At 35.1% G+C, this 15,222-nt stretch carries 11 protein-coding genes and 1 pseudogene; 5 read left to right on the forward strand and 7 right to left on the reverse strand.

Annotated features, from left to right (window positions below):
- Positions 1-50: 50 nt before the first annotated feature.
- The 3 genes from CN288_RS00310 to CN288_RS00320 are packed head-to-tail and all read left to right on the forward strand — an operon-like array spanning position 51 to position 3,009.
- Positions 51-1,154 carry an efflux RND transporter periplasmic adaptor subunit gene (locus CN288_RS00310; RefSeq protein WP_098301654.1) on the forward strand — a complete coding sequence of 368 codons (1,104 nt, stop codon included), beginning with the start codon at positions 51-53 and terminating at the stop codon, positions 1,152-1,154.
- A complete protein-coding gene (locus CN288_RS00315) occupies positions 1,151-1,825 on the forward strand; it encodes an ABC transporter ATP-binding protein (protein ID WP_026592782.1) in 675 nt (224 codons plus the stop codon). Before CN288_RS00310 ends, CN288_RS00315 begins: the two co-directional genes overlap by 4 nt.
- Before the next feature lie 26 nt (positions 1,826-1,851).
- On the forward strand, positions 1,852-3,009 hold the full coding sequence (locus CN288_RS00320) for an ABC transporter permease (protein ID WP_441296541.1): 1,158 nt from the start codon (positions 1,852-1,854) through the stop codon (positions 3,007-3,009).
- A gap of 67 nt (positions 3,010-3,076) precedes the next feature.
- Here CN288_RS00320 and CN288_RS00325 read toward each other — a convergent pair whose 3' ends face one another.
- Positions 3,077-4,165 carry a DUF871 domain-containing protein gene (locus CN288_RS00325; protein WP_090691246.1) on the reverse strand — a complete coding sequence of 363 codons (1,089 nt, stop codon included), beginning with the start codon at positions 4,163-4,165 and terminating at the stop codon, positions 3,077-3,079.
- Between the two features lie 319 nt (positions 4,166-4,484).
- Here CN288_RS00325 and CN288_RS00330 point away from each other — a divergent pair, with 319 nt between their 5' ends.
- On the forward strand, positions 4,485-5,687 hold the full coding sequence (locus CN288_RS00330) for an MFS transporter (RefSeq protein ID WP_098301655.1): 1,203 nt from the start codon (positions 4,485-4,487) through the stop codon (positions 5,685-5,687).
- A 21-nt stretch (positions 5,688-5,708) separates the two neighbouring features.
- On the opposite strand, the gene CN288_RS28565 is transcribed toward CN288_RS00330, so the two are convergent.
- The gene (locus CN288_RS28565; RefSeq protein ID WP_170833665.1) at positions 5,709-6,623 is read right to left on the reverse strand and encodes an Ig-like domain-containing protein; all 915 of its coding nucleotides are present in this window, start codon (positions 6,621-6,623) and stop codon (positions 5,709-5,711) included.
- A 534-nt stretch (positions 6,624-7,157) separates the two neighbouring features.
- Between CN288_RS28565 and CN288_RS00340 the strand changes: the two genes are divergently transcribed.
- Positions 7,158-8,813 carry a Na/Pi cotransporter family protein gene (locus tag CN288_RS00340; RefSeq protein WP_098301656.1) on the forward strand — a complete coding sequence of 552 codons (1,656 nt, stop codon included), beginning with the start codon at positions 7,158-7,160 and terminating at the stop codon, positions 8,811-8,813.
- Positions 8,814-8,873: 60 nt separating this feature from the next.
- Here the strand turns inward: CN288_RS00340 and CN288_RS00345 are convergent.
- The 5 genes and pseudogenes from CN288_RS00345 to hblC all read right to left on the reverse strand — a co-directional run.
- Positions 8,874-9,376 (reverse strand): annotated as a pseudogene (locus CN288_RS00345) (zinc-binding dehydrogenase); the annotation flags it as partial.
- 112 nt (positions 9,377-9,488) lie between these two features.
- A complete protein-coding gene (gene hblB, locus CN288_RS00350; RefSeq protein WP_098301657.1) occupies positions 9,489-10,889 on the reverse strand; it encodes a hemolysin BL regulatory component HblB in 1,401 nt (466 codons plus the stop codon).
- 231 nt (positions 10,890-11,120) lie between these two features.
- A complete protein-coding gene (gene hblA, locus CN288_RS00355) occupies positions 11,121-12,248 on the reverse strand; it encodes a hemolysin BL binding component B (protein ID WP_098301658.1) in 1,128 nt (375 codons plus the stop codon).
- 28 nt (positions 12,249-12,276) lie between these two features.
- On the reverse strand, positions 12,277-13,506 hold the full coding sequence (gene hblD / locus CN288_RS00360; RefSeq protein WP_026592790.1) for a hemolysin BL lytic component L1: 1,230 nt from the start codon (positions 13,504-13,506) through the stop codon (positions 12,277-12,279).
- A 70-nt stretch (positions 13,507-13,576) separates the two neighbouring features.
- On the reverse strand, positions 13,577-14,896 hold the full coding sequence (gene hblC / locus CN288_RS00365) for a hemolysin BL lytic component L2 (RefSeq protein ID WP_098301659.1): 1,320 nt from the start codon (positions 14,894-14,896) through the stop codon (positions 13,577-13,579).
- Positions 14,897-15,222 lie beyond the last annotated feature (326 nt).

The following is a 15,222-nucleotide window of genomic DNA, read 5'->3' on the forward strand; positions in this document are numbered from 1 at the left end:
TCTTCTATACTAAAAGTAGATACCAAAACGAGCGAAAAGGTGATAAATAAATGAAAAAGAAAAATAAAGTAATCATTACTGGTTTAATAACAATTGGAATTGCCGCAGGTTCATATTTTGCTTTTGCTGGCGGTGGTTCTGACGTAGCTATGGCATACAGCAGTTATAAAGTAACAGAAAAGCAGATTGAAAATGCACAAAAATTTGGCGGCGAAGTCATTCCGAATGGAATAGAAACAATCGCATTTGACCCATCAAAAGGTACGTATGAGCTATCTGTTAAAAAGGGCGATGAAGTAAAAAAAGGTCAGCTACTCTTTAAATATAATGATCCTGCTATGAAATTAGGTGTAACAGAAGCAGAAATGCAAAAAAAAATGGCTAATAAAGAAGTGGAATTACTAAACAAACAACTAAATGCAGCAAAACAAAAGCTGCAAAAAGATAAAAATGCCGGTTCACCAGGGGAATTGTTAAAAGCAACTGAAACTGAAATCGGGCAACTTGAATCTCAGCTTGAAATGAAAAAATTTGAAGTTGAAAAAGCAACGCAAATGATTCAAGCAAGCAATGAAAAACTAAATACTCTTTCTGTAACAAGTCCTGCCGATGGCGTAATTGAAGATATTACAAAAAATGCAGATGAAAAAACTGGTATGAGCGGCATTACCCTTCGCACTGCTGGTCCTCTAAAAGTAAAAGGTCAGCTATCAGAATACGAATTAGCTCACGTTAAAGTTGGGCAAGAAGTAACCGTTACATCAAAAACTGTCCCCGGAAAAACATGGACTGGTAAAGTCACTGAAATCGGTACAACACCAGTAAAGAGCATGGATGAAAACAAGACAGTATCTAACTATCAATTTATTGTTACATTAGATAATAATGAAGAATTGCAAACTGGATTCCACGTATACGTAACAAGTAAATCAGGTGAAGCAACTGGTACAGTTGTTCCAAAAAGCAGCATGGTGAAAAAAGGCGATAAAAATGTTGTATTCATCGTGAAAGATGGAAAAGCAAAAGAACAAGCAGTAACTGTTGAATTCGAAACAGATAGCGAAGCAAAAGTGTCCGGCGTGAAAACAGGTGACCAAATCATCTCTAAACCTGAAAAAGACTTAAAGGATGGTATGGAGGTTAATGCCCAATGATTGATTTAAGAGGCATCACGAAATCCTTTCAAAACGGTGAAGAAACAGTTGAAATTCTGCATGGTATTGATGTAACGCTAAACCAGGGAGAATTCACTTCTATCATGGGGCCATCTGGGTCTGGTAAATCAACATTAATGAATATTATCGGGTGCTTAGATAAGCCGACAAACGGAACTTATTCATTAGCTGGACAAAACATTTCAAACATGTCTGAAACGGAGTTAGCCCATATTCGGAATAAGGAAATCGGATTTGTATTCCAAAACTTTATGCTGCTTCCTCGTCTCAATGCACTGCAAAATGTAGAGTTACCACTTATCTACGCTGGAGTAGACAAAAAGGAACGCCGCGAGCGTGCGCTAGCTGCACTAACAAAAGTAGGTCTAGCAGATCGTGCAACCCATTTACCAAATGAACTATCTGGTGGGCAAAAGCAGCGTGTTGCCGTTGCTCGCGCAATTGTAAATAATCCAAAATTCATTTTAGCCGACGAACCAACTGGTGCACTTGATACAAAGACAAGTAAACAAATTATGGACCTCTTTTACGAATTAAATAAACAAGGCTCAACAATCATTATGATTACCCATGATCGAGAAATTGGGGAAGCGGCAGCACGCCAAATTGTAATTCGTGACGGAAATATCGTCCAAGATTGGAGAGGTTAATTTTGAACACAAGTGAAAATATACGCATGGCCCTTTCCTCTATCTTCGCTCATAAAATGCGTTCTATTTTAACGATGCTTGGGATTATTATCGGGGTTAGTGCGATTATTACAATCATCTCTATTGGAGACGGAACAAACGCAAAGTTCCGTGAACAAATCGGGAAAGAAAAGACGGATCAATTTTCAGTAAACTATACAACAGAAGATTATGCTGATATGGATGGAAAAATATCAGCAAGCATGTATGACAATGTTTCAAAAATCCCTGGTGTTCAAGATGTATACCCTGACGTTAGAGGAAAAGAGAAAGTATATGCCGGAAAAAAAGAATTAGATATTGATATAATTGGCGCGAAAGGTGATTATTTTGAAGATGCTTCTAAATTTAAGCTTGAGCATGGCAGATTTTTAACAGCTGCTGATTTAGATAAACCAAAGCATGCCATTGTACTAAATAAAGATGCATTCGATAAATTGTTCTCTTCATGGGAACCAAACTTATATATTGATATAAAAGGTACGCCTTACAAAGTAATCGGTGTATATTCTATAAAAGAAACGATGGGTGGTATGGAGTTTAAAGAAGGTATCATCTCTGCTGAAAACTGGCCTGTTCTATTTGGGAAAAATAATTATGACAGCTTAACAGTAAAAATTGCTCCAGGTCAAGATAAGGGAGCTGTGCAGGATGCAGTTGTAAAATCATTAAATGATGCGAAAAAACCAGAGCACACAGGAAAATTTAAAGTACCAGATCCACAAGAAGTATTAAAAGAGATTGATAACTTCACAGGTATATTAAAAAGTGTATTCGGTGGTATTGCAGCAATTTCACTTTTAGTTGGTGGTATTGGTGTTATGAATATCATGCTCGTTTCTGTAACAGAACGTACGCGTGAAATTGGTATCCGTAAAGCACTTGGTGCAACGCGCGGAAAAGTATTGATGCAATTCCTAATTGAATCTTGTATTTTAACAGCATTAGGCGGATTCATTGGATTTATGCTCGGTATTTTCTTCGCTTGGATTGTCGCAATTTTCGCGGGATGGCCACTTGTTGTTTCCATAAAATTAGGTTTAATTTCAGTAGCATTATCTATGTTAATTGGTATTCTATTCGGGTTACTGCCAGCTAACAAAGCTGCGAAACTTGATCCGATTGAATGTTTACGATATGAATAAGCGAAAAAGGTTGCCTTATAATAGGAGGGCAACCTTTTTTAATTCAAAAAATTCATATTGATAGGGATTATTTTTTTAACACAAATCCAAACTTATCCCAAGCCTGTAAATAATCCAATAAGAAGATTTCCTCCTCTACTACACGGCCAACTACATTTGTCTTCCCTGTGTTTACCATATCTTTTAAAGCAATCTGTAATTCTCCTTTATATTGACCATATTGTTCGTTATCGATAAGAATGTCACCACGTTTAATCGCTCTTGTGTTATGCGGTTTAAACTCTTCTTTTTTATATTTCACACGGCTTTGTGTTGAACGAATCATATATTCAGACACATCCCCGCGGTAAAAATGTGGTTCTTCTAATATGATCTTTCTTTCTAATTCTGTTGTTGTTTCATAAATCTCTATATCAAACGTTTGCTTTTCTTTATTTACTTCTCCGAGCGCTTTTAATTCTTCTTCTGATGCATATGCATTCGCAATGATTACATCATCAATTAATTCTGTTGCAAATAAATGTTTTGCCTGCGTTGTCATCGGCAATTCACGATGTTGTTCAAGTGTACATAAACCTTCTGTTACCGGCCATGGACCATATGTCGCATCAAATGATGTAATAAAAGCAGCAGTTCTCATGCCGTAATCTTTAAATTGTTTTGAGCATTTTATAAAGTGATCATAAGAAATGCCCGAATAACGATGCGGATAAAAATTATGACAACCAATTAAATTTTCACGGTTCGGACGATGGCTCATAATATTATCAACATATTTCGTACCGTTACTCATATTAATCTCAATTTTCAATCCATACGGGCTATATGTCATAATAGATTCTTCTAATCCTGAGAAACCAACATCTAGACGAATACCATATGCACCTAATTTACTGAAGAATGAAAGATCGTTGTAAGAAATATCAAGCTGTTCAAAAACGGCCGGACTAATATCAACAAGTACTTGGAAACCTAATTCATTCGCATACGAAATCGTTTCTTTAAACTCTTTAACAATTTTCTCTTTTTCCCCATCTACTGATAATAAACATGTAAACACACGTGTAAAACCATATCGATGTGCTAATGTTAAATATTCCTTATCTTTCTCTACTGTAGAATGTTCTGGATAAATAGAAATACCTAATCGTCTCATGCATATACGCCTCTTTCTTCTTCATCATTTTGTAAACCCTTTCAAATATGAATAGTAAAATAGTAGAAACCCCCATCTACTTCACTATTTATTTGAATCAGATTTCTTTTTAGAAAAAACATCTCTATCAATCATAACAACTAGCAGACTATACATCTATACTTTACCTTTTTTGCAGCAATTTGTGTAGTGATTACACAAATTTGTAAATTTTTTGGTCTCAAAATTGTTATTTCATTTCGATTCACCTTTCTTGACTGTTCGATTGGCCACTACATATACTCAAAAGAAGAGAGAAAAATATTTAGGGGATGAATATATGGGAGAAGCAGCACTCGTAAAACGAGAACCATTATGGACAAAAGAATTTATGGCGCTCATCTTAGCAAACTTATGTATGTTTTTAGGTTTTCAAATGTTAATTCCAACATTACCTGTTTATGTGAAAGAAATTGGTGGTACAAGTTCAAACATCGGATTTGTTGTTGGAATGTTTACTGTGGCAGCTTTAATTATTCGGCCACTCACTGGAAATGCACTACAAAAATTCAGTAAAAAGCTTATTTTAATGACTGGTACTGCAATTTGTTTACTAGCGATGGGCAGCTACCTATTTGCCTCCACTGTCTTCCTTCTTCTTGCTGTTCGCATTTTACACGGAGCTGGTTTTGGTATTACAACAACCACATATGGGACTGTAGTCTCTTACTTAATTCCTGCAGCACGCCGTGGCGAGGGTATGGGATATTTCGGCCTCTCTGGAACGATCGCGATGGCACTTGGTCCTCTTATCGGACTCTGGCTCATGCAGACTTATAGCTTTACGATTCTTTTTTTATGTGCGCTATCTTGCACAATAATTTCATTAATATTAACAAAGTTACTCAAAATTCAAGCAACTGAAAAACCAATTCCAGAAACACACGAAACGTTTTTAGATGGATTTATCGAAAGGAAAGCTTTACTTCCTTCATTATTAATACTATGTATTACATTAATGTACGGAGGAATTGGGAGCTTTATCACGTTATTCGCAGCGCAAGTCGGTATCGCTGATATTAGCCTTTTCTTCTTATTTAACGCTCTTGCCATCGCAGTAACACGTCCCTTCTCCGGAAGGTTATACGATGTAAAGGGCCATACATTTGTGATTATTCCTGGTGTTATCTTAACATTTGCAGGTATTATCCTATTATCATATACAACAACAATACCAAGTTTAATTATTGCAGCAAGCTGTTACGGAAGTGGATTCGGCGCCATACAGCCCGCCTTACAAGCATGGATGATTGACCGTGTAGCTCCGCATCGCCGCGGCGTTGCTACTGCAACATTCTTTTCTGCATTTGACCTTGGCATTGGAGCAGGTGCTATTATCTTCGGATTCATCGCACACTTTACAGACTATGCAACTGTCTATCGTTATTCCTCTGTGTTACTTATCACGTTTCTGTTTATTTACATTACAAATGTACGAAAGCAAAAACAGATGGATAAAAAAAATGAAAAGGCTGCTGGATGACCCAGCAGCCTTTTCTAACTCTTATTTATCACGATGATACTTTAAATTTGTTGTTACATTGTCTCCAAAATAAGTCTCAGACCCATTTTCTCCAGGAGCCAATATTTTCGTCGTTAACAGTACTTTATTTCCAGCTAATTGAATCGTTCCCTCTTGCAATACATTACTTCTTAGATTTGTAAATGTAAATGTTCCAACGCCATTATTATCAAAGGTAACAATAGCTCCTCCCTTTGCCCCATCCGGTCTCGCATTTGCACAATCTCTCGACTTTTGACCATGCATTTGTGCACCTAAATGAACTCTCGCTACATTTTTTTCACTAAACTGGAGTATAACAAAAATCCCATTTCCACAATAGTCATCTGAATCTGTCCATTTCCCATTGTATGATGTAAAGTCTTTTACTTGTACTACTTCTTTTTGGACATTTCCCTGCGGTTCAGATTCATTTTTCTTTTCAGTTTGCTCAGTTGTATTTTGTTTTTGACTCTCTTTCACGTTAAAAACTACTTTGAGCGGTTTTCCTATTTCTGAACCATCTGCTTTTCTCACTTTACTTGTTACAAATACCGTATATGTACCTTGTTTTTTCTCTTTATCCTTAGATTCAATAATAAGCTTTGTTCCATCTATTTTTAGCTTACTATCTACCTTCGCATTTTCTTCATCCATTACATAAACAGATTCAGGTGTCACCGTACCTGGATCAATTTTATGTTTCAAATCGATTTCCATTGGATCATTAGCAGTAATAGATGCCTGCACCGGAACTTCTTCAAATTGATCTTCCTTTGTAACCTTCTTTTCCTTTTCCTTCTCTTCCTTTTCCTTCTCTATTTTCGTATCAACTTGTTGCTTTTCAGAATTACAGCCTGATAAAATAGTCCCACATAAGATAAACATTATCATTAAAACCGTAGATCCATATTTCATTACTTTTTCCCCCTACTTAATTCTAAGCTAGATTATACAATCTTTATTTAACTATCTATTATTCTACTCCCCTTAACACTCTCACATTATACCAATTTTACAAAAATATAGAAATATCCATATTTATATGTTGTTTTATCACACCGGCTGCTTGTAATTCACAATAGCAGTTATGAAATTCGTAATTGTAAATGGAAATTCTTTCGTCAGGAACAATGCCTACTTTTTACAAATAGTGAAATGAGTTTACTGATACATATTCATGCTATTACTTTGCAAGACATAATTTATGTTTCATATTTCTCTAGCATTAACCCAAAACATATACAAAGGGCCTTTACATCTAATGGTATTCCTTTACAAAAACATCCTAAATACAACATTAAAACCAATTAAATCCAGGAGTTTCTTTAAATAAATGTAAACTTTTAACCCCTTTGTAAATTTAGTGTTAATTTTATCAGTAAATCGTTTACAGTACCTCAAATTTTAGTTGATAATTACACCGTACATGAAATTTAAGGAGTGAAATGTGTGGAATTTAATGTTCAAGACATGATCTTCCAGTTTATTGGTGGATTAGGTATTTTCTTATTCGGGATTAAGTACATGGGGGACGGACTGCAACAAGCAGCTGGTGATCGCCTCCGCGACATACTTGATCGCTTTACAACTAACCCACTTATGGGCGTACTAGCAGGTATGTTAGTTACCGTACTCATTCAATCTAGTTCAGGAACAACTGCTTTAACAGTTGGACTTGTAAGTGCTGGATTTATGACGCTAAGACAGGCAATTGGTGTTATTATGGGGGCAAATATTGGTACGACCGTTACAGCATTTATTATTGGAATTAAAATCGGAGAATATGCTCTTCCAATTATGGCAGTTGGAGCAATCTTACTATTCTTCTTTAAAAATAAAAAAGTCCAATCTCTCGGACAAGTCGTTTTCGGATTCGGTATGTTATTCTTCGGTTTGGAATTAATGAGCACAGGTATGAAACCTCTTCATTCTTTAGAATCTTTCCAAGAATTAACTGTTAGTATGAGTAACAGTCCAGTCCTAGGGGTTATCGTAGGTACAGTCTTTACATTAATTGTACAAAGCTCAAGCGCAACAATTGGGATCTTACAAGAATTATTTGGCCAAGGTGCAATCGATTTAAAAGCTGCTCTACCTGTACTATTCGGTGATAATATCGGAACAACAATTACAGCTGTATTAGCAGCGATTGGTACTTCTATTGCAGCAAGACGCGCAGCACTAGTACACGTTATCTTTAACATAGTTGGTACCATCATCTTTACAATTTTATTAGTACCATTTACAAATTTGATTCAATATTTCCAGACATCGTTAAACTTAAATCCAGAAATGACAATTGCTTTTGCTCATGGAACATTTAACGTAACGAATGCGATTATTCAATTCCCATTCATTGCAGTGTTAGCATGGATTGTAACAAAGATTATTCGCGGAGAAGATGCTGCAATTGACTTTAAACCACAGCACTTAAATCCAATCTTTATTGAACAATCTCCTGCCATTGCCTTAACAGAGGCGCAAAAAGAAATTATTCGTATGGCAGAGTTCTCATTACACGGACTAAAAGAAGCAACTCAATTTTTAAATACAAAAGAAAAGAAACATGCTAATACGGCAGCTCAATTAGAAGGTGCTATTAACAACTTAGATAGAAGAATTACCGATTATTTAGTATTACTTTCTGAAAAACCACTTTCACCAATGGATTCCGAAAAACATTCAGCCTTAGCATCTGTTGTCGGAGATATTGAGCGTATTGGAGACCATGTAGAAAACGTTGTGGAGCTTGTAGACTCTCAAATTTCTAATCGCATAACACTATCAGATGAAGCAATGGCAGAACTAAATGAAATGCTTGAACTTACAACTTCAACATTGCAAGATGCAATTGGCGCTTTAACAAACTTTGACACTGCACTCGCACAAACAGTCATTACAAAAGAACGTAAAATTGATCAAATGGAACGTGTGTTGCGTAAACGCCACGTACTACGCTTAAATGAACGTAGTTGCTCTGGTGATGCGAGTATCATCTTTGTTGATATGGTAAGTAATTTAGAGCGTATCGGTGATCACGCTGTCAATATTGCAGATGGAGTTTTAGGAGAACAAGGAAAATTCACATTAAAACAAACACTATAGTACAAAAAAAGACGTCCTGGATAAGGGCGTCTTTTTTCATATATTTAGATAGATCCGATATTATAACGCCTTCACAATTGTTCTTCCCTTTAATTTCCCTTGCAGTATAAGGTCAAATTTATCATTTACTTCTTCTAATGTGCATTCTGTCGTATAAGGTAATAAGTTTAGATTTTTCCACTCATCTCCTAATATTGAGCAAATCTGCTTTCTTAATATCATTGGACATTGTACAGAATCTACTCCGAGCAAATGAATGCCACGCAGGATAAATGGATATACGGAAGTTTTAAATTCATGTCCTGCAACGTTACCACACGTCGTTACACTTCCTCCGTATTGAAAGTGGTTGCTAATGTATTTCTGCCAACTGTGTCAATTACACCCGCATAAATTCCTTTAAACATCAGTTTTCCAGATTGATCATTTATTTCATCTCGATGAATAATTTCTTTCGCACCTAAATGAAGCAACATTTCTTTCTCTTCCATTTTTTCAGTCGCAGCTACTATCTCATATCCTAAGTGCGCTAAAATGCTAACTGCGACACTTCCCATTCCGCCTTTTCGACGTACAATGAACTTCAACAATTACTAGCCTCTTTCTAAACATTTCTCTTCATTTATCAACCTGTTTATACTTTTTTCAAACTTTGCAACTGAACCCTTTTCGGGTTCAGTTCATTATATTTTCTACCTTGTCTTTATATACAACGTATTCTTTCCCATCCACTACTGCTACCACCGCAAATTCATCTTTTGGATTGAATGAAAGCCAGTCAGCCCACATGTTTGTATTTGGTCCTCCACTCCACATATTATGAACAGTATTTTTAGTTAAATTCATAACTTTATAAGACGCATTTGGTGCATTTGTTCCAGTCTTTATTTCAAATGTGTATGCGTTATGAATTTTTTTATAAAAGTAGAAAACGTTTGATGGACGAAGCTGATTCATAAGATCCTGTTCTTTTTTCTCTGCAATTTTCATCCCTTCTTGTAATGTGACAACATCTGTTTTTAATGTTTTCCAGCTCTCTTTAGCTGCATCCAAGTTAGGTTTCAAGAATTTAAATTTATTTTGATCCGCTTTTTCAGATGCCTTATCAATATGTTCCAGCACTCCTGAATATTTAGAATCTAAATCATGCCATTGCGCGGACATATAAGTAAGAGAAGTAATGGCTTTATCAATTGCACTATGCATATCACTAATATTATGAAACGCAACTCCAACTACACGATTTAATGTTATTTTATAATCTACAGTCTGACGTAATTGTGATAATAAAGGCTCTAAACTTGATAACTTACTTCTTGCATCACCTATCATTATACCACCAGCAATCATCGTGGGGAAAAAGGGGATTTTCACCATTGTCAATCCTTTAGATTCTATGCCTTTCTGATAGTTTATATCCGCTAAAACTTCATCTAAACGCTTTTGGTCAGTCTCCACATCAGCACCTTGGTTTTTTAAAATCGATTGTAAAGTCTCTTTATGGCTTCCAAATGTTCTAACATCTTCTCCAATAGCGTCTTTTAATTTAGTTAATTCTTCTATTAATGCTTTTGCAGACTTTTGGTTTTGTTGAATTCCCCCCCATAAATCTGTAATCCCTTTTTTTAAAGTATCTCCATTCCCTGTATTAATCGCTTCTACTAATGTTCCATAATAATTTTCAAATGTTGTATCGTATTCAATAATGCCTGTTAATGTATCTAAAAGTTGTTTTTTTACTTTCGTATTCCATGTAACAGCATGTTCTCTAGCGTTCTTTTGATCTTGTGCAATTTTAATAGGTAAATCTGCATACCCATTAATAGTAATTCCTTCAAAACTCACATCTGGATTATTAATTAACAAATAAGAATATTCATTCATAGATTTTGCAAATAACCCAGCATCTTGCAAAGCTTTTTTCATCTGCTCTTCATTTGCTGAAAGAGATATATCTCCATTGTTCGTTTGTTGAATTTCACTTGCAAAAGTTGCTACTGGTGTAACTGCATAAGTTGTTGTAATAGTTAAAAACGTCGATACAGCGAGTATTTTGTAAGGAATTTTTTTTATCATTTCATATTCCCCCTATGTAGGTTTTGATTATAGGTTCTATTCCTCTTTAAAAATAAAATGAGTTCTGCATCTTTATGAATATCATTCAAAGAGAATTTATAGTGAAAGGCGAAGTCCTTAATCAGACTCCGCCTTTTCGGTGTATTACAAATTGTTAAATTAATATTTAACGATTTGTTCCTAGGTTTTCTATGTTTTTTTAGGCGATTTTATAATAGAGCCGATCTTTCCCTATTGTTGTGGAGTAACAGATTCCACTTTTAATTCTTTTATCCCTTCTTTTAATGTGACAGCATCCGTTCTTAATGTTTTCCAACTGTCTTTAGCAGCATTCAAGTTAGGTTTTAAGAATTTAAATTTATTTTGATCCGCTTTTTGAGATGCAGTCTCAATATGTCCCAGTACTCCCGAATATTGAGAATCTAAATCATGCCATTGCGTGGACATATAAGTAAGAGCATTAATAGCATCATCAAGCGCACTATGCATCTCACTAATATTATTGTAAGCAACTCCAACTACACGATTTAATGTTGTTTTATTATCTACAGTCTTACGTAATTCAGCTAATAAAGGCTCTAATTTGCCTAAATTATCTCTTGCTATACCGACTATGATTCCACCAATTATCGGTAGGCCCAAAATAGCACCCTTCATTACATTAAATCCATCAGATTCTAATTGTTTATAATAGTTTACTGAGCCTAAAACTTCATTTAGACGCTTTTCATCAGCCTCAACATCAGCACCTTGGTTTTTTAAAATCGACTTCAACTGATCTTTATTGCTTCCAAATGCTCTAACATCTTCTCCAATAGCGTCTCTTAACTTAGTTAATTCTGCTATTAAATTTTGTGCACCCTTTTGGTTTTGTTGAATTTCACCTCGTAAATCTGTAATCCCTTCTTTTAAAGTATCTCCATCCCCTGTATTAATCGCCTCTACTATTGTGTCGTAATAATTATCAAATGTTGTATCGTATTCAACAATGCCTGTCAATGTATCTAAAAGCTGTTTTTTTACTTGCGTATCCCATGTAACAGCATGTGCTCTTGCATTCTTTTGATCTTGCACAATTTTACCAGGTAAATCTTCATACCCATTAATCGTAATTCCTTCAAAGTTCACATCTGGATTCTTAATTAACATATAAGAATAGGCATTCATAGATTTTGCAAATAACCCAGCCTTTTGCAAAGTTTCTTTCATTTTCACTTCATTTGCTGAAAGAGATGTATCTCCATTATTCGTTTGTTCAATTTCACTTGCATAAGTTGCTACTGGTGAGACTACAGAAGTTGTTGTCATAGTTAAAAGCGCCGATGCAACGATTAATTTGTAAGGGATTTTTTTCATCATTTCATATTCCTCCTATAGGTTTTGATTTTTAATTCTTTGCTTCTTGTGTAAAAGCGATGTCTTTCGAAATGAATTCTGCATCTTTATGAATATCACTCCAACTTTGTTTAGCAGCTTTTAAATCATCAAGTATTAAAGAGAATTTATGTTCTTGCATAGAGTCGATATTATCATGTAAATCTGTATAATTAGCCCCCATTTTATTCCATTGTTGTTGGATATTTGTTAGAGACATTATCGCTTGATCCACTGTTTGATATAAATCTGTCAAAGTTGCTTTCGCGTTAGTAAGCGAAATAACTGCTTGGCTAGCAAGATCGGCTTTCGTACTTAGTTCACCGATTTTTTTAGAAATTTCGTTATAGGAGTTCATATGATTAGACGCCGTGACACCAGATGCTGTTCCTAAACCGATACCAGCTGCACCGAGAGCTGCAAGGCCACCAACAACAGCTGGTGTTGCTGTACCGCCAGTCACAACAATTACTACTCCTCCTGCGATGGCTGCAGCAACTAAAATGAATGCTCCCAATCCACCACCAATTGACCATGCTAATACATTGTTAAAATGCTCTGTCTGAGTAGAACGTAGCTTCTCAATTTCAGCTTGAAGTTGTGGAATCAGGGCATTATTTCCAGCTAATAGTGCCGTTAATCCACCTTGTCCATCTGGGCCACCAACATTATTTTTAAACCCTGTAGAATTGTCATACAGTTTTGTTTTGAAGTCTTGTAACATCTTAATTACTTCTGTAACTTCTTTTGAATTTGTATTAATTGTAGTGATTAAATCATTTAAACCCTCTTTTAACTCTGCTTTATCTTTCTTTTGTACAGCAGCTTCCAATATATCGTAATAATTTTTAAATTGTTCATCGTAATTTACAATATTACGTGCTGTTTTTTGAATCTTCGGCTTCGCTGTATCTAACCAATAATTTGCATTGATTCGTGACAGTTCCTGATTAAGGTGAATATTTTTAATTAATTCTGCTCCTTCTGAACCCAAATCAATATTGGATAAATTTATATTTGGTTGTTTAATCATTGTTTTTGCGTACAAATCCATTACAAGAATATGAGATCCTGTTTCAGCTAATGCTTTCTTCAGCCCTTCAGGTCCTAATTCATAATTCCCTACTTTTTGTTCTTGAGCGGTCTGTTCTTGTGCAAGTACATGAATAGTGTTACCGTTAGTAGTAGTTATAAGTGTTGCTAGAGTGGCTACAGCTAACACTTTAAATGGAAGTTTTTTCATAACTATTCTCCTTCTCAGTTTTTTGATAGATTCTTATAATCTTTAAATTATTTTCATTAAATTCATAATATTAAAACTTATTAGCTTGCTCTTCAAGGTAACTTGTTACATTTTTTAATTGTCTTAATGTATCTTTTTGAGACTGTTGATCAGTTGTATCAACATTAGTAGATAATTTTGTAATACTATTTTTGATTAGATTCAAATCTTCTTTATAGCGTTTTAGTAGGTCAAGTTCTACATCCACTTGATTTGCAAATGTATGTAAATCATTTTGCATAATAAGAAGCATTGATTTTTGTAAATCCGCTACTGTTAGGTTCTTTGTTAAATCATAAAATTTTTGGTTTTGTGTCTCTAAATCATCTAAATGTGCTCGCTGCTCGGCTGTTAGTTTATTTACTTCAGCGAAGGCACTATATGTGCTCTTAATTTTTTCAGGGTCAATAACTTTCATAAGGTCATACTCTTTCGTTTGTGCAGCTGCTGCTGCTGCTATTTCACCTTGTTTGCTTTTTTCAATTGCTTCACGAGCTGCTTTTTTAGCCGATTCAATCTCTAGAGCAGATTTACCCTGTTCTTTCGCTTCTTGCTCTGCTTTTTTCTCTGCTTCTAAAATAGAGTTGTTAATTTCTTTTCCTTTGTTATGCGCTGCCACCGCCGTTTGAGCAGCCGGTTCAATAATATCTTTTGCAAGACTATAGATCTCTTGGAATATCTTAAGTCCTTGTTCATTTAAAGCTCCTGGTAATAATGCTATCTGTTGTAAATCATCTTGAATTGATTTTTGGGTATTTAGTAATTCATTTTTTAGCTGGTCTATTTTCCCTGTTCCCTCTGAACTTAGTACACCCTGTGCTTTTGTCACGTCAGTATCGAGATCTTTAAGCTTTGTATCAAGCTGTAATTTAAGATCTGTTAATTCATTAATCTGACGTTGTACGTTTTCTTGGTTTGTCGTAGCTTTATCTTGGAGAACTTCAAGTCTATCCAAGAACCCTTCTTTATCTTCTTTATTGTCTACAAACTGTTTTAATGCTGGGTAATAGCTATTAAATTGCGTTACAAATCCTTTACTTTTTGAATTTAATAGAATTAATTTTGGATAAAGTTCCGATGACCATTCGTTCATATCTTGTTTGATTAGGGATTGGTTCGTATTTAAAGATGGAACTTCCTCTAGTTGTACATTAGGGCTCATTAAAGCTTTATCTATATATGTTTGAATTAATTTAGATTGTGCACCTAATTTTCGTAATGATGAGGAAATATCCATGTTTTCCTGTTGCGTTTCTGCTTGAACGATTGGTGTTGCGAGAGTATTAATAGGAATATTCACTCCAGTAACAATGGATGTTATTAAAAACCCTGTAAGTATTTTATGTTTCATTCAGTACACCTCTTTACTATTGTCTTTTACAATTTTATTCATACATCTTGAACGCCCTAGCGCTAGGCTCTCTTCTTGCACATGCTTGAGGAAAGAGAATTCTTTTGGATAGAGTGCTAAACTCTCGTTTCTCATAGAATGTAAGGACCTTACTTCCCCTCATTTAAATACTATGTTTTTCACAAGTAAACAATAAAATTTCATCACCTAATTTGAAGTAGCTGCCAAATGAATAGTATAATATTTATTTTTCTCTGGAGTTGCTGTTTGACTTACAGAAGCCCAGATAGATAAACCCATTGCTCCTACAGCTAATCCTGCCATGA

It is taken from the genome of Bacillus sp. AFS023182, from assembly GCF_002560575.1.
Classification (GTDB): Bacteria; Bacillota; Bacilli; order Bacillales; family Bacillaceae_G; genus Bacillus_A; species Bacillus_A arachidis.

What these genes read in the sequence shown, in the direction of transcription:
- CN288_RS00310 (WP_098301654.1), top strand. Translation starts at nt 51, where the DNA reads ATGAAAAAGAAAAATAAAGTAATCATTACTGGTTTAATAACAATTGGA.
- CN288_RS00315 (WP_026592782.1), top strand. Translation starts at nt 1,151, where the DNA reads ATGATTGATTTAAGAGGCATCACGAAATCCTTTCAAAACGGTGAAGAA.
- CN288_RS00320 (WP_441296541.1), top strand. Translation starts at nt 1,852, where the DNA reads ATGGCCCTTTCCTCTATCTTCGCTCATAAAATGCGTTCTATTTTAACG.
- CN288_RS00325 (WP_090691246.1), bottom strand. Translation starts at nt 4,165, where the DNA reads ATGAGACGATTAGGTATTTCTATTTATCCAGAACATTCTACAGTAGAG.
- CN288_RS00330 (WP_098301655.1), top strand. Translation starts at nt 4,485, where the DNA reads ATGGGAGAAGCAGCACTCGTAAAACGAGAACCATTATGGACAAAAGAA.
- CN288_RS28565 (WP_170833665.1), bottom strand. Translation starts at nt 6,623, where the DNA reads ATGAAATATGGATCTACGGTTTTAATGATAATGTTTATCTTATGTGGG.
- hblB (WP_098301657.1), bottom strand. Translation starts at nt 10,889, where the DNA reads ATGATAAAAAAAATTCCTTACAAAATACTCGCTGTATCGACGTTTTTA.
- hblA (WP_098301658.1), bottom strand. Translation starts at nt 12,248, where the DNA reads ATGATGAAAAAAATCCCTTACAAATTAATCGTTGCATCGGCGCTTTTA.
- hblD (WP_026592790.1), bottom strand. Translation starts at nt 13,506, where the DNA reads ATGAAAAAACTTCCATTTAAAGTGTTAGCTGTAGCCACTCTAGCAACA.
- hblC (WP_098301659.1), bottom strand. Translation starts at nt 14,896, where the DNA reads ATGAAACATAAAATACTTACAGGGTTTTTAATAACATCCATTGTTACT.